Annotated in this window: 16 protein-coding genes and 1 pseudogene; 9 read left to right on the forward strand and 8 right to left on the reverse strand. The window is 35.3% G+C overall.

Annotated features, from left to right (window positions below):
- Positions 1-13: 13 nt before the first annotated feature.
- Positions 14-1,396, reverse strand: coding sequence for an MATE family efflux transporter (locus tag Q0Q99_RS00425; protein ID WP_293889816.1), 1,383 nt, complete (start codon positions 1,394-1,396; stop codon positions 14-16).
- A gap of 101 nt (positions 1,397-1,497) precedes the next feature.
- On the opposite strand from Q0Q99_RS00425, the gene Q0Q99_RS00430 reads away from it, so the two are divergent.
- Positions 1,498-2,520 carry a T9SS type A sorting domain-containing protein gene (locus Q0Q99_RS00430; RefSeq protein ID WP_293889818.1) on the forward strand — a complete coding sequence of 341 codons (1,023 nt, stop codon included), beginning with the start codon at positions 1,498-1,500 and terminating at the stop codon, positions 2,518-2,520.
- 48 nt (positions 2,521-2,568) lie between these two features.
- Here Q0Q99_RS00430 and Q0Q99_RS00435 read toward each other — a convergent pair whose 3' ends face one another.
- Positions 2,569-3,444: a PPK2 family polyphosphate kinase gene (locus Q0Q99_RS00435; RefSeq protein ID WP_293889820.1), complete on the reverse strand. Its 876-nt coding sequence runs from the start codon at positions 3,442-3,444 to the stop codon at positions 2,569-2,571.
- A 27-nt stretch (positions 3,445-3,471) separates the two neighbouring features.
- Between Q0Q99_RS00435 and Q0Q99_RS00440 the strand changes: the two genes are divergently transcribed.
- Positions 3,472-4,290 carry a hypothetical protein gene (locus Q0Q99_RS00440; RefSeq protein ID WP_293889822.1) on the forward strand — a complete coding sequence of 273 codons (819 nt, stop codon included), beginning with the start codon at positions 3,472-3,474 and terminating at the stop codon, positions 4,288-4,290.
- 1 nt (position 4,291) lies between these two features.
- Here Q0Q99_RS00440 and Q0Q99_RS00445 read toward each other — a convergent pair whose 3' ends face one another.
- From Q0Q99_RS00445 to Q0Q99_RS00465, 5 genes are all read right to left on the reverse strand, one after another.
- Positions 4,292-5,926, reverse strand: a complete 1,635-nt coding sequence (locus Q0Q99_RS00445) for an ABC-F family ATP-binding cassette domain-containing protein (RefSeq protein WP_293889824.1) — start codon at positions 5,924-5,926, stop codon at positions 4,292-4,294.
- 116 nt (positions 5,927-6,042) lie between these two features.
- A complete protein-coding gene (locus tag Q0Q99_RS00450; protein ID WP_293889826.1) occupies positions 6,043-6,402 on the reverse strand; it encodes a hypothetical protein in 360 nt (119 codons plus the stop codon).
- 6 nt (positions 6,403-6,408) lie between these two features.
- On the reverse strand, positions 6,409-6,624 hold the full coding sequence (locus tag Q0Q99_RS00455) for a DUF2007 domain-containing protein (protein WP_293889828.1): 216 nt from the start codon (positions 6,622-6,624) through the stop codon (positions 6,409-6,411).
- 37 nt (positions 6,625-6,661) lie between these two features.
- Entirely contained in the window at positions 6,662-7,279 is a 618-nt protein-coding gene (locus Q0Q99_RS00460; protein ID WP_293889830.1) for a DEAD/DEAH box helicase, read from the reverse strand.
- Complete coding sequence (locus Q0Q99_RS00465) at positions 7,279-8,442, reverse strand: sigma-54 dependent transcriptional regulator (RefSeq protein ID WP_293889832.1); 1,164 nt, start codon at positions 8,440-8,442, stop codon at positions 7,279-7,281. Before Q0Q99_RS00465 ends, Q0Q99_RS00460 begins: the two co-directional genes overlap by 1 nt.
- A 136-nt stretch (positions 8,443-8,578) precedes the next feature.
- On the opposite strand from Q0Q99_RS00465, the gene panB reads away from it, so the two are divergent.
- From panB to Q0Q99_RS00500, 7 genes and pseudogenes are all read left to right on the forward strand, one after another.
- Positions 8,579-9,397: a 3-methyl-2-oxobutanoate hydroxymethyltransferase gene (gene panB / locus Q0Q99_RS00470; RefSeq protein ID WP_293889834.1), complete on the forward strand. Its 819-nt coding sequence runs from the start codon at positions 8,579-8,581 to the stop codon at positions 9,395-9,397.
- Positions 9,398-9,450: 53 nt separating this feature from the next.
- The gene (locus tag Q0Q99_RS00475; RefSeq protein ID WP_293889836.1) at positions 9,451-10,146 is read left to right on the forward strand and encodes an RluA family pseudouridine synthase; all 696 of its coding nucleotides are present in this window, start codon (positions 9,451-9,453) and stop codon (positions 10,144-10,146) included.
- A 62-nt stretch (positions 10,147-10,208) separates the two neighbouring features.
- Positions 10,209-11,558, forward strand: a complete 1,350-nt coding sequence (locus Q0Q99_RS00480) for a hypothetical protein (RefSeq protein ID WP_293889838.1) — start codon at positions 10,209-10,211, stop codon at positions 11,556-11,558.
- A gap of 60 nt (positions 11,559-11,618) precedes the next feature.
- A complete protein-coding gene (locus Q0Q99_RS00485) occupies positions 11,619-12,950 on the forward strand; it encodes an aldehyde dehydrogenase (RefSeq protein ID WP_293889840.1) in 1,332 nt (443 codons plus the stop codon).
- A gap of 155 nt (positions 12,951-13,105) precedes the next feature.
- Entirely contained in the window at positions 13,106-16,960 is a 3,855-nt protein-coding gene (locus Q0Q99_RS00490) for a PAS domain S-box protein (RefSeq protein ID WP_293889842.1), read from the forward strand.
- A gap of 10 nt (positions 16,961-16,970) precedes the next feature.
- Positions 16,971-17,814: pseudogene (locus Q0Q99_RS00495) on the forward strand (neutral zinc metallopeptidase).
- Between the two features lie 201 nt (positions 17,815-18,015).
- Positions 18,016-18,372 (forward strand): SET domain-containing protein-lysine N-methyltransferase, encoded by a 357-nt coding sequence (locus Q0Q99_RS00500; RefSeq protein ID WP_293889846.1) that lies wholly within the window; start codon positions 18,016-18,018, stop codon positions 18,370-18,372.
- Here the strand turns inward: Q0Q99_RS00500 and Q0Q99_RS00505 are convergent.
- Positions 18,373-19,571 (reverse strand): YifB family Mg chelatase-like AAA ATPase (locus Q0Q99_RS00505; RefSeq protein WP_293889844.1); only part of this gene is annotated, 1,199 nt, incomplete at its 5' end.

Genomic DNA, 19,571 nt, shown 5'->3' on the forward strand with positions numbered 1-19,571 from the left:
TGGAAGTTACAAATTATTGGGAAGTATTTTCTGAAAACAATTTTTTAGTCAGGTAATGAAATCGGATGAACAGAAAAACTGCTGCAGCGGTCAAGCCTGCCAATAATCCAATCCAGACACCTACAGCTTTTAACGAAGTATATTCTCCAAGATAAAATGAAATGGGAAACCCAATAATCCAATACGCTACAAAAGTAATATACATTGGAATCTTCACATCCTGCAAGCCTCGTAAAGCGCCCAGAACAACGACCTGAATTCCGTCAGAAATCTGAAAAAAAGCCGCAATCAAAAGCAATTTCGCCGAAATAGCAATTACCTCCTGATTGTCTAACAATTGGGATTGGTTTTCCATATTCAGAAACAAATACGGCAAAATTTGATGCAACGAAACAAACATTATGGCAAATAGAATTTCAATAAGTATTGCCAATAAAAATATCGAGCGTGCGACGATAATCAGTTGTCTATAATCGTTTAATCCTTTTTGATTACTAATCCTAATCATAGAAACCACGCTCAAACCCATAGCAACCATAAAGGTCATTGATGCCAGACTTAATGCTATTTGATTGGCTGCCTGACTTGTTTTTCCAATATTGCCGCAAAGCCAGATTCCGGCTGTGAACAACACCACTTCAAATAGCATCTGCATGGCTGATGGAAAGCCAAGGTTGACAATTTTTTTAATCATTCCTTTCTTGATTTCATCAAAACTAAAATCGTGGAAATACTGTTTGAGTTGTTTTTTTCTTGATAAAATGATATGCATAAAAACTACCATTGCAATCCTTGAAATCACCGTTCCCAATGCAGCGCCAAGTATTCCCATTTTTGGAAAAATCCAAACGCCATAAATCAAACAATAATTAATGATTACGTGTAAAATATTTGCCATGACAATCGCATACATTGATACTTTAGTCATTGACAAACCATCAGCAAACTGTTTGTATCCCTGATAAATGATAAGTGGAACCAACGAAAAAGCAACCCAGTCAACAAAAGGTTTGGCGAGTGCAATTACTTCCTTGGGTTGGTGTAATAATTCCATTATTGGCTTTGCCAAAACCACTAATCCAAAAAGGGAAAAGCCTAGAATAACACACAAAAACAATCCGTGATGAAAAGCAGAACGGATTTTTGAAGTATCTTTTTCAGCAACAGCTTCGGCAACAATTGTCGTTATCGCCGTTGAAAATCCAATGCCTAGTGACATCGCAACAAAAATCATACTGTTACCCAAAGAAACGGCGGCCAACTCGGTGCTTCCCAATTTCCCGACCATGATATTATCTACAATACCTATTAAAGTATGGCCAAGCATTCCAATGATTACGGGATATGCCAATCGTAAGTTATACGAGAACTCTTTGGTGTATAAAGATAAATTCACGGTGATTTTTTTTAAGTGTGCAAAAATAATGAGTTTAAAATTATCTATAATGAATTGAATATATTTATTTTAAAATTACGTTATCTTTGCAAAAAAAGGTCATGAAAAAAGTACTACTAATAATTTCTTTATTCTTTTTCGGTTTTTCACAATCTCAAAATATTTTTAGAGATTATTTTAATACTTACACTACAGGAACTCAATTGAGTGGCCAAGGAACTTGGACAAATAATTCTTCTAATCCAGGTGGTTTAGGAAATTGTACAGGTGCAATTTGTACAAATGCTCAAGTCTTATCAACCGCAATAAGTTACAATCAATATGGTTCTTCTCCAAATTCAATTCAAATTTCACCTGACAAGGATGGATGTGGCACTGCTTTTACAGCATCAAACTCAACAAATTTGTATGTTGGAATGGTACTAAACATTTCAAATGCAGTTAGCACATCTCCAACAGATTTTTTCAGAGTTATGAGTGGAAGCAATTCTAATGTTGCTTTTAGAATTACTTTACAATCTTTTGGTGGTGGATTTTATGTAGGAATTAGCAAGGCGAGTGGTTCTGTTTTTTATTTTTCTCAAGCTATTAGTTATAATACAAATCATTTAATAATATTAAAATACACAAGAGCAGCTGGAACAACTGATGATGCCGTTAGGCTATATGTTGACCCTGTATTAAGTCTTGGAGAGCCTGCTACTCCAGATATGGCAACTATAACTGGTACAGATGCAATAGGAAGTATTGACAGAATGTGTATAAGACAAAATGCTTCTCTTGGTCTACCAACTGGTAGAGTTGGCTTAATAAGTGTATCCGGTTCTTGGACAGGATTAATTTTTCCAACATTAGCAAATGAGACTTTTGAAAAAACTAATTTTGTTGTTTCAACTAGTGAAATTAGCAATGGTGTTTTAAATATTAAATCTGGTATTACATTAGAAAATGCTTTATTGAGCATCTATGATATTCAAGGTAGAAAAATTGAGAGCAAAACAATATCTTTAGCAGAAAACATTAATGATGTTACTATCAATCCTATTCATAACTCTGGTGTTTATATTGTTAAAATAACTAGTAGCAGCAATCAACGATTCACTCAAAAAATAATTGTAAAATAGTCTAATAATACTTTATAAAAAGGCACTGAAAAATTAGTGCCTTTTTTATTATTTACTTAATTGCTCTTTATACAAATCAATATTGGCTTTCACTTTTGGGTCTAATTCAGGTTCTTTAATATCTGTCAGTTTCTGCATTTCTTCCCAAATTATTTTGGCTACAATATAACGTGTCATTTCTTTGTCGTCGGCCGGAATTACAAACCAAGGCGCATTTTCTTTAGAGGTATTATTGATCGCCTCTTCATAATACTTTATGTAATCATCCCAACATTCACGCTCCTTTAAATCACCGATAGAAAACTTCCAGTTATCCTCGCCGCTTTCCAATCGTTTTAACAATCGCTTGCGCTGCTCTTCCTTGCTCATATGCAAGAAAAACTTTAAAACAACGGTTCCATTTTGAGAAATATGCTTTTCAAAATTATTGATTTGCGCCATTCGGTTTTCCCAGAAATTTGGTGTGATATCTTCCACTTTTTCAATCCCCGGGATATTCTCAAACATAATATATTCGGGATGAACCCGCGTTACCAAAACGTTCTCGTAATGCGTTCTGTTAAAAACGGTAAACTTTCCTTTTTCGGGCAACGCTAAATAATGACGCCATAAGTAATCGTGTTCGAGCTCGGCTGAATTTGGCGTCTTAAAACTATGAACCACTACGCCACGTGAATTGAATTCCTTGAAAACTTCTCGAATCAGGCTGTCTTTCCCACTCGTGTCCATTCCCTGCAGGCAAATCAAAACACTATAGCGATTGTGTGCATACATTACATCTTGTAACTTACTCAGTTTCTTTTGAACCTTTTCCAGCATTTCTTCTTTTTCATCATCATCGGCATCAATGTTTAATTCAGTTGGTATTTTTGACAATTTAATTTTATCTGACACTCTAAAATCATCAGGATTTATGCTTTTCATAACGTAAGTATTTATATTTGTAAAACTATGGAAAAATTTCAACTTATACCATTCCTGGAAATCGATGGAATTGGCGCTGCATCGGGTATCGTCTGCCAAAACAATTCACTGTTTATCATTTCAGATAATAGCACATTACTTTATCATTATAACCTTACTAAAAAAGCATACGAAAAGATAAAGCTTTTTGAAAACCGTTTGGAAATTCTTGCTAAAAAGGACAAACCCGATTTTGAAGCCATAACATTATTCGATAATAAACTTTATATATTTGGTTCCGGTTCAACCAAAAAAAGAAATACAAGAGTTTCCTTTAATCTGTTAAACAACGAAATAAAGGAAAAAGATTTATCCAAAATTTACAAAAGACTTATTGAATCGATTTCGATTGCCGACAATGATCTGAATATTGAAGGCGTAATTATTACAGATGAAACAATCTATTTCTTTCAACGCGGAAATAGCTCGAATACGCCAAATGGTATTTTTTGTTATAACAGAAAAAGTAAAACTGTTCAATTTAAAATAATTGCACTTCCACAGATTAATGGCATCGAATGTACTTTTACCGATGCAATTTTGATCGATGAAACCATTTACTTTTTGGCTGCAGCCGAAAATACAACGTCAACCTACAACGACGGCGAAATTACGGGAAGCATTATTGGAACCATCGATTTGAAAACAATGGAACTTAAAAGTGCAATTCAAATCACTGACAAACAAAAGTTTGAAGGATTGGCATTGTATAAAAAAACAGCAACCCTAATTGAATTGCTGCTTTGCGAGGATAATGACACCGAAGAATTGTCATCAACTATTTATAAACTTATTGTTGCGTTGTAAATTACTTTTCAATTTCCTTTAAGCTTTCCATCTTTTTATGTTCAAGGAAACCTTTGAGGTCTTCAAAATGTTCCTTAACGCGTTTGTTTCCAAATTCGAATACCTTGGTTGCCAATCCGTCAAGGAAATCCCTGTCGTGCGAAACCAAAATTAAGGTTCCGTCAAAATCTTTCAAAGCCTCTTTAATAATATCTTTTGTCTTCATGTCCAAATGATTGGACGGCTCATCCAGTATCAATAGATTAACCGGTTCCAGTAATAACTTTATCATGGCAAGACGCGTTTTCTCTCCACCTGAAAGCACTTTTACTTTCTTCTGAATATCATCGCCATGGAACATAAAAGCACCTAAAATATTCTTGATTTGCGTTCGAACATCACCAACGGCAATATTATCAATCGTTTCAAAAATGGTTGCGTTTTCATCTAGTAATGATGCCTGATTTTGTGCAAAGTAACCAATCTGGGAATTGTGTCCTACCTCAACATTTCCACTATCGATTCCTATTTCCTTCATGATGGCTTTAATCATTGTTGATTTTCCTTCACCGTTTTTCCCCACGAAAGCAACTTTCTGACCACGTTCAATAACCATATTTGCATCCTTAAAAATCAAATGATCGCCATAGGATTTCTGCAAATCACGAACAATGACAGGGTATTGTCCTGAGCGGACTGATGGCGGAAATTTTAGTTTAAGTGCCGAAGTATCAATTTCGTCCACTTCAATCGGAACAATCTTTTCCAACATTCTAACTCGTGATTGAACGGCATCTGTTTTTGAAAAGGTACCACGGAAACGATCGATAAAAGTTTGATTATCCGCAATAAATTTCTGTTGCTCGTCATAGGCTTTTTGCTGGTGAACCCTTCTGTCTTTTCTCAACTCCAGGTAATGCGAATATTTTGCTTTGTAATCGTAGATTCTTCCCATCGTTACTTCTATCGTACGATTGGTAATATTATCAACAAACGTACGGTCGTGGGAGATTACCATTACGGCTTTCGCCTGATTGATGAGAAAATCCTCCAACCACTGAATACTATCCATATCCAGGTGATTCGTAGGCTCATCGAGCAAAATTAAATCGGGTTGTTTTAAAAGAATTTTGGCCAATTCGATACGCATTCTCCAGCCTCCGGAAAACTCAGAAGTTGGACGATTAAAATCTTCTCTTTCAAATCCTAATCCTTTCAACACCTTCTCTACTTCGGCTTCATAATTCACTTCTTCAATCGAATAGTATTTCTCACTCAGCTCCGATACACGCTCAATGAGCTTCATATACGCATTGCTTTCATAATCGGTGCGAATGGTCAACTGCTCATTAATTTCATCAATTTCATCTTTCATTTTGAAAACCTCAGCAAAGGCTTTTGAAGCTTCTTCCATTACCGTACAATTGTCGGCAGCCAATAAATGCTGTGGCAAATAAGCAATCACGGCTTCCTTTGGCGCAGAAATTGAACCACGCGACGGCTTGTTTTCTCCGGCTACAATCTTTAGCAGTGTCGATTTTCCGGCGCCGTTTTTACCCATAAGGGCAATCTTATCAGTTTCATTGATGGCGAAAGTTACCTCGCTAAATAGTGTTGTGCCGCCAAATTCAACGGCTATGTCATTAACAGTAATCATATAGCATTTTTTGAAGCGGCAAAGATAGTTTAATTTAAAGACGTGTCAATTATCTTCCATCAATTTGGCTGGTAGTATGGTCAATTTGAGGTGTTGTTCGGGATTAAAAATAGAGGTTAACCATTGAGAATCAAAAACTCATCATTACTATTTTGATCTGGCACGATATAAATTCGGTGCCATTCATCGCCTTCAATAATTTCCCACGAATGTCCTTCCCCAACAATATCTTTTGCTATCAGGATTATTCCCGGCTCGATAATAAATTGTTTTCCGTCTGAAGTGGTAAACCTGAGTTTTCCTCTAACCGTTACGACATATTGCACACGTGGCGCAGGATGTTGATGCTTTTGATATTCTTCAATTTTCGTCTGGATAATAAAGCGCTCGCTTTTTATACTTAAATATTCGGGTAGATACCCTTCTTCGAAGTAGGAATTTCCCAAACTGTCATTCTGGATTCTGAAGGCTTTCATCTGGGCTTAAATACTTAAGCGAAACTCCTCAATAACAGGATTTGCTTTACCAAAATCGATTTCCTGAATAAATAATTCGACCGCCTTTGCCGTTTGAATGCTAGGCAGCACATTCGCCTGATTGTTATTTCGGATGACAACCTTTACAGCAGCATCTTCCAGTTTTTCCTTTAAGCCAATGGCCAGCATTTCTTCTCCTGAAAATATTTTTATTAAGCCCATTGTTTTAATTATGAATTAAAAATTACGAATTACGAATCTATTCCCCTTCCATTTCGAAGAAAACGGGTTCAATCATTATTTTATCAGCCAGCGATTCTACCCTTTCGGTTATTTGTGAGCAAAAGAACAAGCGCTGTGTTTTTTCAATACTGTTTGACAGACGAAGAACAACAGCATCCATTCGGCTTCTGAATAATACATCGGCGTCATCAACAATCATCAATTTAATTGTATTGCTGTTAAACCCTGCGGATGAAAACATGGCGTTGATTTTATTGGGTGTTCCAATTAAAATATCCAATCCCATCGAAACAACATTTTTATCATAATCAATATCGCCTTTATCATGAACTCCCAAAATGCTCAAGTCGGTATAAGCTCCGTACTTTAAAAATAGTTCTTCCATTTCCAATACTTTTTCCTTGTTTTCAACAATGATTAAAGCTCTGGTAATTTCGTCCAAAGTTTTTTCTAATTTTTGTATTACATTTAAAACTATTGTCGTTGTTTTTCCTGTTCCGCCAGCGGACTGAATCACAGCATCTGCGCCACTTTTGATGGTGGAAAATGTTTCCTGTTGCATTTCATTGGCTTCGGACAAACCGTTTTCAATGAGCGCTTTCTGAAGGTTTGGGTTTATTTTTTTTAGGTTCATTATTTACTTGCAAATAATTTTACATCAGTTTCCGAGATTTCGCTTCCACCAAGAATTATCAGACGCTCCACTACATTTCGAAGTTCACGAATATTTCCTGTCCAATCGTATTCCTGCAATAATGAAATGGCTTGCTCAGAGAATGATTTGGTGATGTTTCCTTGTTCTTCTGCTATTTTTGAGGTAAAATGCTCAATCAATAACGGAATATCATCGCGCCTGTCATTCAACGATGGAACTTTAATTAAAATTACGGCTAACCGGTGGTACAAATCTTCTCTGAATCTTCCTTCGGCGATTTCTTTTTTCAAATCCTTATTGGTTGCAGCTACTACTCGTACATTTATTTTTATGTCTCTGTCGGCACCAACTCTTTGAATTAAACTTTCCTGCAACGCACGTAATACTTTGGCTTGCGCCGAAAGGCTCATATCTCCAATTTCGTCCAGAAAAATTGTTCCGCCATCTGCAGCTTCAAATTTCCCGGCTCTATCTTTCACAGCAGAAGTAAACGCCCCTTTCACGTGTCCGAACAATTCGCTTTCTATCAATTCAGATGGAATAGCAGCACAATTCACTTCAATCATTGGAGCTTCTGCTCTTTCGCTTTTTTCGTGTAATTGATGCGCCACTAATTCTTTCCCGGTACCGTTTGGTCCCGTAATTAAAACGCGGGCATCTGTCAAAGCTACTTTTTCAATCATCAGTTTGATTTGATTGATAGCTTCACTTTCACCAATGATTTCGTAGTTTCTGGAAACTTTTTTCTTTAGGATTTTATTTTCCACTACCAATTGTTTCCTGTCCAAAGCATTGCGGACGGTATTCAATAGTCTATTTAAATCAGGTGGTTTGGAAATATAATCAAACGCTCCAAGACGCATTGTATTCACAGCAGTTTCCAAATCTCCGTGGCCGGAAATCATCACTACCGGAATTTCGGGCTTGATTTTCTTAACAGCATCAAGTAATTCTTCACCGTTCATTTTTGGCATTTTGATGTCGCAAAGTACCAAATCGAAATCTTCGTTCTTGATTTTTTCAAAACCGATTTTCCCGTCTTCAGCTTCTTCAACTATATATGTGTCGCTTTCCTCTAAAAGTATTTTGGTCAATACCCTTCGGATAGAAACTTCGTCTTCAATGATTAAAATTTTGGGCATTTCGATGATTTTATAAGATTGCAAAGTTAATCATGTAATGCGTTATTTCAATAAATTTAGTTTCAAATTCAAATCAAACTAAAAATAATTAACATCCAAATAGATTTAATACTTTTGTATTTCAAAACCAACAACTATGTCAACTGCAAAAAAAGATTACAAAAGAATTACCACAAAATCATTATTTGACATGAAAGCCAATGGCGAAAAAATATCAATGCTTACCGCATATGATTTTACCATGGCAAAAATTGTTGATAGTGCAGGTGTTGATGTGATTTTGGTTGGGGATTCTGCCAGTAATGTCATGGCGGGCCACGAAACAACTTTGCCTATTACTTTAGACCAGATGATTTATCATGCTTCGGGTGTTGTTCGTGCTATTGAAAGAGCTTTAGTTGTGGTTGATTTGCCTTTCGGAAGTTACCAATCGGATCCAAAGGAAGCCTTGCGTTCTGCTATCAGAATTATGAAAGAAAGTGGTGGACACGCAGTAAAAATGGAAGGTGGAAGCGAAATTAAAGAAAGTATCAAACGTATTTTGAATGCGGGAATTCCAGTTATGGGACATTTGGGTTTAACACCACAATCTATATATAAATTTGGAACTTATACTGTTAGAGCCAAAGAAGAAGCAGAAGCAGAACAATTGCTGGAAGATGCTCAATTGTTGGAAAAGCTGGGATGTTTTGCTTTGGTTTTGGAAAAAATTCCAGCTTCATTGGCAGAGAAAGTTGCCAAAACAATTTCTATTCCTGTAATCGGAATTGGTGCCGGCGGCGGTGTTGACGGACAAGTATTAGTAATTCACGACATGCTTGGAATGAATAACGAATTCAGTCCCAGATTTTTACGCCGTTACTTGGATTTATACGAACAAATGACAAAAGCTATCGGAAATTATGTAGCTGATGTTAAATCGAAAGATTTCCCAAATAAGAATGAACAATATTAGTCTGCTTTTGAAAGAAAGCTAAAGGCAAATGATAAATAATAGACTTAAATAAATTGGCAGAAAAAATAGTTTCTACAAAGGAAAATCTCCAAATTCTTCATGAGGACAACCACATTATAGTCGTAAACAAACGCGTCGGTGATATTGTTCAGGGCGATAAAACGGGAGACAAACCGTTATCCGAAATTGTAAAAGAATTTATAAAGGAAAAATACAACAAGCCCGGAGAAGTTTTTCTGGGCGTGGTTCACCGATTGGACAGACCAACAACCGGAATCGTAGTTTTTGCCAGAACCTCTAAAGCATTGACCCGATTAAATGAAATGTTTAGCAATCGGGAAACACAAAAAACCTATTGGGCAATTGTTAAAAATCGTCCTGAAAAAGACAACGACACTTTAGTTCATCATCTGAAAAGAAACGAGAAAAACAATACTTCCAAAGCACATATAAAAGAAGTTCCCGAAAGCAAAAAAGCCAGTCTGGAATATAAAATCATCAAAACACTGGACAATTATTTTGCGCTTGAAATCAATCTTCATACAGGAAGACATCATCAGATAAGAGCACAATTGGCTGCTATTGGTTGTCCAATCAAAGGCGATTTGAAATATGGCTTCGATCGTAGCAACCCTGACGGAGGCATTCATCTTCATGCAAGAAAATTGGTATTCATTCATCCCGTTTCAAAAGAACTTATAGAAATCATCGGCCAAACTCCAAAAGATGCAATTTGGAGTTTGATATAATCTAAAAAGTGTATTTTTACGTTTATATATAGTATAATCTAACCCAAATAACTATTACTACTATGAAAAAAATTGTTTTAACCTTTAGTTTGCTGGTTGGTTTTAGTGCATTTGCGCAAGACCATTTTTCCGGAATTAGCACTTCCAATCGTGTCGGGATTTTAAATGGTATTATTAATCCAGCCGAATTTTCAAACCTTTCAAAAAAATTCGAAATCAATGTTTCGGGTTTAAGCTTTGACGTTGCCAATAATAAAATTGGGTTTAGCGATTTGGTTTCGGGTTCCAATTTTGAAGAATTGATTTTTAAAGGAAGTGAACCTGTAAATATGCGTTTTGATGGTACTATTTTAGGGCCAAGTTTTGCCATGAAATGGATGAAATGGGGATTTGGAATTACCACAAAAGCTAATGTTAAATTTGACGTTGTTGATGTTGATACACATTTAGGAGATGCTATTACCAACAGTGGTTTGGCGCTTATCGGTAATACCCAAATTAGCAATAATTACAACCAACGTATGAGTGGGACGGCGTGGGGAGAAGTTGGGCTTTCGGCAGCGAGAGAACTTTTCGATAACAGCGAACACAGTCTAAGTGCCGGTGTTACTTTCAAATTCTTGTTTCCTGGTTCGTATTCTAATTTTGGTGCGGATAAATTTAACGGAACAATCACTACAACCGCAACTGGAGATGGATATCTTCACAGTACAACAGCGAATTTAAACATTGCCTATTCCGGAAATTTAGCCAACAGCTTTACCAATTTTAATGATTATACTAAATCTATTTTTGGTGGCTTACACGGAGTTGCTACTGATATTGGTGTAACTTATCAATGGAAAGATGAAAAAACAAAGTATAAAATCAAAGCCGGGCTCGCCATTAGAAACCTAGGAAGTATGACTTTTAAAAATGATAATAATGCTTCAACATCTTATCTGTTAAGTATACCTCAAGGCACGCTTTCAAATCCGGGTTTAAATTTAAATCAGTTTCAAAATGTTAATAATTTGAGAGAAGTAGAACAAATTTTATTAGACAGTGGTTATCTTACGGAGACATCGGGTGAAAAAGATTTTAAAGTAAATTTACCAACACTGCTATCATTGTATGCTGATTTTAAAATTGTGCCAAAAGTATATGTGACAGGATATTTACAGCAACGGATGAAAAAAGATGACACTAACGGACAAATTACTGCCCGAAATATTTTTTCGGTAACACCAAGGGTTAATTTAGGATTCTTTGAAACCTATCTTCCACTTTCCCATGATGATATTTCAGGGACAAATGTTGGTGTTGGCTTTAGATTGGCTGGATTTTACCTTGGCTCCAGTTCAATTTTCACTTCATTGGCAGATGGTAAACAAGCAGACATTTACACCGGATATCGCTATGCTTTTTTATAAATAATAAAGTTAAATGGTAATGGTTAAAAACGTAACTTGCTGAACCAATTTGGTTGAGTTATGAATTTTAAGTCCGATATAAGTTACCGAAAACAATCACTGATAAAGTTGCTGAATTGTGTTCAGTTATATGAAAAGGAAGTTATAAAAGCACTCTTTGATGATTTCAAAAAGCCAGAATTTGAAGCGGTTTTAAGTGAAACTGCATATATCGTTTCAGAACTAAATCATACGATTAAAAATATACACAAATGGGCAAAACCGCAACTGGTTTTGCCTTCTCTTTTAAATTTTCCTTCAACCGATTATATCTATAAAGAACCATATGGCAAAGTATTGATTATTGCCCCGTGGAATTACCCGTATCAATTGGCATTATGTCCATTAATAGCAGCTGTTGCAGCGGGAAATGAGGTTGTAGTTAAACCTTCTGAATTAACACCAAACACCTCTGGAATTGTTGCCAAAATAATAAGCGAAACTTTTGATGAAAATCATGTAAAATGTGTTGAAGGTGGTGTTGAAATTACCCAGCAATTATTAGCACAACGTTGGGATTATATTTTCTTTACCGGTAGTGTTGCTGTTGGCAAAATAGTGGCTAAAGCTGCTGCAGAAAATTTAACGCCGGTAACATTGGAACTTGGCGGAAAAAATCCATGCATTGTGGATGAAACGGCTAATCTAAAGTTGGCAGCCAAAAGAATTGTTTGGGGTAAATTTCTCAATGCGGGACAAACGTGTATTGCGCCCGATTATTTATTAGTTTCTGGTAAAATAAAAGCAACTTTCATCGAATTATTAAAAAAAGAAATTACCGATGCGTACGGCGAAAATCCAGAAACTTCTCCTGATTATTCTCGAATCATAAACGAAAAAAATCACAGCCGGCTAACAGCAATGTTAGAAAAGGAAACCCTCATTGCTGGCGGAAAAACCAATAGTCAGGATTTTTATCTGGCTCCTACTCTGATGGAAGAACCGAGCTTGGATAGCCTTGTAATGGCAGCGGAAATATTTGGACCAATCCTTCCTGTTTTATCCTTCGAAAGTGAAGCGGATATAGCTTCCGTTATTTCAAGATACGAAAAACCATTGTCACTTTATGTTTTTAGTAATAACAAAGCTTTCGCCAAAAGAATAATCTTGAATTATTCTTTTGGGGGTGGTTGTATCAATGATACTTTAGTTTATTTTTCCAACAAAAAATTACCTTTTGGTGGCGTTGGTCATAGTGGCCTTGGCGCATATCACGGCAAATTAAGTTTTGACACTTTCACACATCAGAAAGGCATTATAAAAAAAGGCAATTGGTTGGATATCCCGATTAGGTATGCTCCTTATAAAGGAAAATTAAATAATTTAAAGAAAATATTAAAATGGCTGAACTAAATTTATTTATTTTTGAGAATGTCAAAAACAAAAGAACCCCATAAATCTGAAGTACGTTGAACAATTTTTTTACTTTCTCTAATACAAATAATTTAATAATCATAGCCATTTTGCTATTGTTACTCTACGGTGCCTATTTCGCAACAAGTAAGTCTTTGAAAAAGAAATTAAATCTGCGAAATCATTCCGAGTTTGAGCCAAAAGAACAACAATATGAATTATACCTTCTCTTTTTTGGAATTACCATTCCCCTGGTCGAATCTATCCTTGAGATTTTTAAGGTGCGCGCAACAAGTTTCCTGGTTCCCAATATTTCAATTGGAATAGCGTTAATAACTTTTTACCTGCTTTGCACCAGAACATCTTTTTTTGCCAAAAATATTAAAGCAGTTTTTTTATTATGTTATTTCGGATATTTTGGACTCGTTCTATATTATCTATTTTTTAAGGATTTTGAACTGATTTGTTATGTTAGCCTTATCATTATTTATTTCCTGTCCTATTTTGTCTTAAAGAACATTTTACATTATTGGCTGTTCGTGATAACTTGCTTGATGCTTCTTATTAGTTCGTATGGTTTTGAACTTATTCCGCACAATTATACCATCATTCTTATTTGTTCTTTTATATTAACAACTACCATTCACACCGCCCGACATTTGGCGCTAATTGAAACAAAAAATAAATTCCTTTTTGCAAACATCGTAGTAAACAATGGAAATTCATTGATCATAACCACAAACCGAGTTGGAGAAGTATCTTTTTGTAGTGATTCGATTAAGTATATTTTAGGATATACGTCCGATGAAGTTATGGGAATGGGTTTTTGGAATTTAACAGAAGATCCTGAATTTGTTGGCGAAGCCTATCATAATGATTATGTCGATGATAGATTGTACATCAGAAAATTAAAATGTAAAAATGGAGACTACAAGCACATTCAGTGGAAAGACAAAATGTATTCCGAAGATATTGTTATCGGTATCGGTCAGGATGTGACAGAACAAATTAATATTGAAAACCAGTATAGAAGCCTAATCGAATCTGCCGCCGATTTGATTTATGAAATTGATTTAAATGGTAATATCACTTATATCAATCAATTTACCGAAAAAACCCTTGGTTATTCTAAAGATGAAATTGTAGATAAGCTTTTTTATAAATTTATCAGAAATGACTATTTAGACTTTGTAGTTGATTTCTATAAAGATATTCCAAAAGAAAGCAATCAATACGCCGACCTTGTTTTTCCGTTACTTAAAAAATCCGGAGATACTATTTGGGTTTCCCAAAAAGTAACGATGAAGAAAACCCAAAATGATGAAATCATAGGTTTTTCGGCTATTGCAAGAGATGTTACCCTTGTGAAAAATCTCGAAATAGAACATTATAACAGAAGTAAAAAAGTTAGGGTACACAACGAAACATTAAAAAAATTAACTTCTCAAAGTTATTCTAACAAAGATACATTTAACGGAATACTAAAAAACATTCTGAAAGTAGCCAGTACAAACTGTAGTATCGATCGGGTGAGCTACTGGGCATCTTTTCCAGACGGTATTCGGTGCGAAAGCATTTATTATTTAGAAAGTGATCGTTATGAAAAAAGCTTTTTTATTGATAAAGCAAACCATCCCAACTACTTTACAAACATAGAAACCGGAATGCAAATTGTTGCGTCAAATGTGTATGACAATACTATTACACAGGAATTATGTTATGACTATTTTCCAAAACATAACATAAAATCATTATTAGATACACCGCTTGTAATAAACGGCAAAATTATTGGAGTCCTATGCTTTGAAAAAATAGAAAAACCAGTAGAATGGGAGAGCGAAGACATAAATTTTTCTAGGTCGGTTGCTGATTTGATTGCAATTGCAATAGAATCACAGTTGCTTTTAGAGTCTGATAAAAAACTTTCATATAAGAGTGATATTTTGACTGTTATCAGTAAAAACACCCAGAAGTTTTTGATGTCGAAAAACACGGATGAAATATTCCACGGAATTTTAGGAACCATTGGTGATGTTATACAAGTCGACAAATTGTCGTTTTTTGAAAACAGCCCTGAAACCAAATCGTTAATTCAAAAATACCGATGGTCTGGCGAAACAAAATCCCTTACAGAATTAAATCCATTGATTTTGGAAGTTCCTTACACCCAAATTCAAGACATTGTTGACAATTTGTTGCAAAACAAACCCTATTTTTCTTCTGTAAGAAAAATAAAAAACGAATCTACCAGAGAATTATTTCTATCGCTGGATACAAAATCCATTCTATTGTTACCCGTTTTTGTCAAGAAAAATTTATTTGGTACGATTGGATTTATTGTAACTCAAAATGAAAGGGAATGGACAAATGACGAAATTAGTACACTTCAAACTTTGGCGAACAACATATCCTATGCTATAGAACGCAATTTGAATGAAGCCATCATCAAAGAAAGTGAAGAAAAATTCAGGCTTCTTGCCAATAATATTCCGGGAACAGTACACTTATCTGAATATGATGAGCGATGGTCAAAAATATACTTGAACGATGAAATTGAAAAGTTGACAGGCTACCCTAAAAATGATTTTCTTCAAAATAAAATTTTCTACATTGATCTGGTACATCCTGACGATTTAAAAATTGTAAAAGTCGAAGTTGACGAATTATTTAAAAGCAAGCAAAAAATTCATTTAGTTTATAGAATAATAAATAAAGCCGGACACTATGTTTGGGTTGAAGAATTTGGAGAACCCGTTTTTAAAGATGGAAAAATAGAATTTATTGTTGGTATTTTCATTGATATTACCAAACGGATGGAGGCAGAAGAAGCCATAAAGGAAAAAAATTATGCACAGGCTGCAAACAAGGCAAAATCTGAATTTTTGGCAAATATGAGTCACGAAATCCGAACGCCATTAAACGGTATCATTGGGTTTACCGAACTTTTAATGAACTCAAATTTAGAAGAAATCCAAAAAAAATACATGGATACCATCAACCAATCAGCGAACTCGTTGATGGAAGTTATCAATAATATTTTGGATTTCTCAAAAATAGAATCGGGTAAATTAGAACTCAACATAGAAAAAGTCAGTCTGTCCGAAATTATGAAACAGGTTGTTGATTTAGTAAAATACGAAGCCAATCTAAAAAACCTCAAGATTAATTTAATCATGGAGGAAAACGTTCCAACATATATAGATATAGATTATATTAGAGTAAAACAAGTCTTAATCAATCTGTTAAGCAATGCGGTAAAGTTCACAGAAGAAGGAACAATTGACATATCAGTTTGTGCTTTTGAGATTATAAGTGAAAACACAATAAAATTGAAATTTTCGGTAAAAGATACCGGAATTGGAATAAAAAAGAAAAACCAATTGCGAATTTTTGAAGCATTTTCTCAGGAAGACACATCAACAACCAAACGATTTGGTGGGACTGGTTTAGGACTTACTATTTCGAACCAACTTTTGACTTTAATGAATAGCCAATTGGAACTTGGAAGTGAGTTTGGAAAAGGAAGTGAATTTAGTTTTGTACTTGAAGTTAACTATTCAAACCAACAAACAACCGATAAAAATGTAAAAGTAATTTTAAAAACTGTTTCGGTAGATACGATTGTCACCAACCAAGAAAAGATAGTTTTTATAGTGGAAGACAATAAAATAAGCATGCTTTTGGCAAAAACTTTAATGAAACAGATTTTGCCCAATGCCCAAATTTTTGAACTGGAAAACGGAAAAGAATCACTCGAAAAAATACAAATCGTTATTCCTGATTTGATTTTAATGGATATCCAAATGCCTGTAATGAATGGCTATGATGCTACTGTTGAAATCAGAAAAATTCCAAAAGCTAAAAATGTCCCTATAATTGCTTTAACCGCCGGAACTATTCTTGGCGAAAAAGAAAAATGCATACAGTTTGGAATGAATGATTACATTCCAAAACCAATCGATAAAGATTTTTTAGTTAAAATTATAAGCAAATGGATAACTATTAACTAAATTTGTTATTATGAAATGGATTGGTAATCGTCAAAGTGACAACGTAGAAGACAGAAGAGGAATGTCTGGTGGTAAATTAGCAGCAGGCGGTGGCGTCATTGCTGTTGTATTCTTTTTAATAAAGGCTTTTTTTCCAGAAGCCGCACCATTTGTGGATACAATACAAAATCAACAAACGCAACAATCAGCAGAACCCGTAGCATTAACTGCGGAACAAAAAGAGATTGGGGATTTTGCAAAAACAGTGCTGGCATATACAGAAGATACGTGGGGAACAATATTTCAGGAAAACGGTATGCAATATGAAAATCCCAAAATGGTTTTGTTTTCTGAGTCTGTAGAAACAGGTTGTGGTGGCGCCACATCGGCTTCCGGACCGTTTTATTGCCCCGGTGATCAAAAAGTATATGTTGATTTGGAATTTATGAAAGAATTAAAATCACGATTCGGCGCCGAAGGTGGAGATTTTGCAACTGCTTATGTAATTGCGCACGAAGTAGGACATCACATTCAAAAACTGCTTGGTACTTCTGATAAAGTACGCCAACAGCAATCAGAAAAAAGTGAAGCCGAAGCCAATAAATTATCCGTTTGTTTGGAATTACAAGCTGATTTTTATGCCGGAGTTTGGGCACATTACAATCAAAAATACCTTGAAGCCGGTGATATTGAAGAAGCGTTGAGTGCAGCCAATGCTGTTGGTGATGACGCTATTCAAAGTAAAGTGAGCGGACAAGTACAACCGGATACTTTTTACCCACGGAACATCAGAGCAGCGTATGTACTGGTTTAAAAAAGGATTTAACTCTGGTGATATCAAACAGGGCGATACTTTTTCAGCGTTGCTGAATTAACCCAACACCAACCAACTCTATTTAAACTTCTATATTTAATGCTTTCCAATGTAATTTGAATTTACAATGGTTCATTAAAATTCCTAAAATAGATAGTTTTACTTATATTCGTACTCCACCAGTAAAACTTTAAAACTGCAACATTCACCTTTAAAAATAGAAGCATCGGAAGCAGATTATCTTTATATTGAAACTTCCCAAATACCCAATGCTGGTAAAGGTTTATTTTCGGCAATTAAAATCTATAGAGATGAAATTATTTCAATTTTTAAAGGAGAAATTTTAACTGAGATTGAAACAAAAAATCGTGTTGATAGAAATTTAGACAAATATTTCATCAATATGATTGATGGAACAATTATGGATTCAATGAATATTTCTTGTTATGCAAAATATGCAAATGATGCGGAAGCTTTTGGAAAATCACAATTCAAAAACAATGCAAAAATTACATTAGACGATGAAAATAATGTCTGCATTATTGCCACAAAAAACATCAAATCTTACGAGGAAATTTTTTGCAGCTATGGCAAAAAGTATTGGAAAAAGCACCGCTAATTAACCCAGCCAACCATCCCTATCCAAACTTCTATATTGAATTGCTTCCGCAATATGATTGGAATTTACAATGGTTGTGTTTTCTAAATCAGCAATCGTTCTCGATACTTTCAGGATTCGATCAAAAGCTCTCGCTGACAGATTTAAACGTTCCATAGCGGTTTTTAAAAGTTGCAATGATGCTTCGTCCAAAGGACAAAACTCCCGAATTTGTTTCGTACTCATTTGGGCATTATAATGTATGTTTTCAAAGGCTGCAAAACGCTTTGACTGAAGTTCTCTTGCTGATGTGACACGTTTTCTAATCTCGTTGCTGTTTTCGCCTTTTCTGGTTTCAGTGAGTTTGTCAAATGGAACAGGCGTAACTTCAATATGAATGTCAATCCTGTCTAATAATGGCCCGGAAATTTTACTCAAATAACGTTGCATTTCTGCCGGCGACGAGCTTACGGGAGAATCTGTATCATTGAAATAACCACTCGGACTTGGATTCATGCTTGCCACTAACATAAACGATGATGGATAAGTAATCGTGAATTTTGCCCTCGAAATAGTTACTTCCCTGTCTTCCAAAGGTTGGCGCATTACCTCCAAAACTTCTCTTTTAAATTCAGGCAATTCATCCAAAAACAAAACACCGTTGTGTGCCAATGAAATTTCTCCCGGTTGCGGATAACTTCCGCCGCCAACCAAAGAAACGCTCGACGCGGTGTGATGCGGACTCCTAAATGGCCGTTGATTCATCAATCCTGAATCTTTTACTTTCCCTGCAACGCTGTGAATTTTAGTGGTTTCCAATGCTTCATGAAGTGTCATAGGTGGCAAGATACTTGGCAAACGCTTCGCCAACATCGTCTTTCCTGAACCTGGCGGGCCAATCAAGATGATATTATGTCCGCCAGCCGCCGCAATTTCCATACAGCGTTTAATACTTTCCTGTCCTTTTACATCCGAAAAATCAAATTCCATGAAATCCAGTGTTTTATTAAACTCTTCTCTGGTGTCAATTACTGTAGGGTCCAAAGTGCCATTTCCTTCAAAAAAATCAATAACCTGCAACACATTTTCCACACCGTAAACTTCTAAACCGGTAACTATTGCAGCTTCTTTTACATTTTGAATTGGAAGAAAAAAACCTTTAAAACCTTCTTCTTTGGCTTTAATAGCAATAGAAAGTGCGCCTTTTATTGGTTGCAAAC

The organism is Flavobacterium sp. (assembly GCF_025352425.1).
Classification (GTDB): domain Bacteria; phylum Bacteroidota; class Bacteroidia; order Flavobacteriales; family Flavobacteriaceae; genus Flavobacterium.

Coding starts and splice junctions, on each gene's coding strand:
- Q0Q99_RS00430 (WP_293889818.1), top strand. CDS start 1,498: ATGAAAAAAGTACTACTAATAATTTCTTTATTCTTTTTCGGTTTTTCA.
- Q0Q99_RS00435 (WP_293889820.1), bottom strand. CDS start 3,444: ATGAAAAGCATAAATCCTGATGATTTTAGAGTGTCAGATAAAATTAAA.
- Q0Q99_RS00440 (WP_293889822.1), top strand. CDS start 3,472: ATGGAAAAATTTCAACTTATACCATTCCTGGAAATCGATGGAATTGGC.
- Q0Q99_RS00445 (WP_293889824.1), bottom strand. CDS start 5,926: ATGATTACTGTTAATGACATAGCCGTTGAATTTGGCGGCACAACACTA.
- Q0Q99_RS00450 (WP_293889826.1), bottom strand. CDS start 6,402: ATGAAAGCCTTCAGAATCCAGAATGACAGTTTGGGAAATTCCTACTTC.
- Q0Q99_RS00455 (WP_293889828.1), bottom strand. CDS start 6,624: ATGGGCTTAATAAAAATATTTTCAGGAGAAGAAATGCTGGCCATTGGC.
- Q0Q99_RS00460 (WP_293889830.1), bottom strand. CDS start 7,279: ATGAACCTAAAAAAAATAAACCCAAACCTTCAGAAAGCGCTCATTGAA.
- Q0Q99_RS00465 (WP_293889832.1), bottom strand. CDS start 8,442: ATGCCCAAAATTTTAATCATTGAAGACGAAGTTTCTATCCGAAGGGTA.
- panB (WP_293889834.1), top strand. CDS start 8,579: ATGTCAACTGCAAAAAAAGATTACAAAAGAATTACCACAAAATCATTA.
- Q0Q99_RS00480 (WP_293889838.1), top strand. CDS start 10,209: ATGAAAAAAATTGTTTTAACCTTTAGTTTGCTGGTTGGTTTTAGTGCA.
- Q0Q99_RS00485 (WP_293889840.1), top strand. CDS start 11,619: ATGAATTTTAAGTCCGATATAAGTTACCGAAAACAATCACTGATAAAG.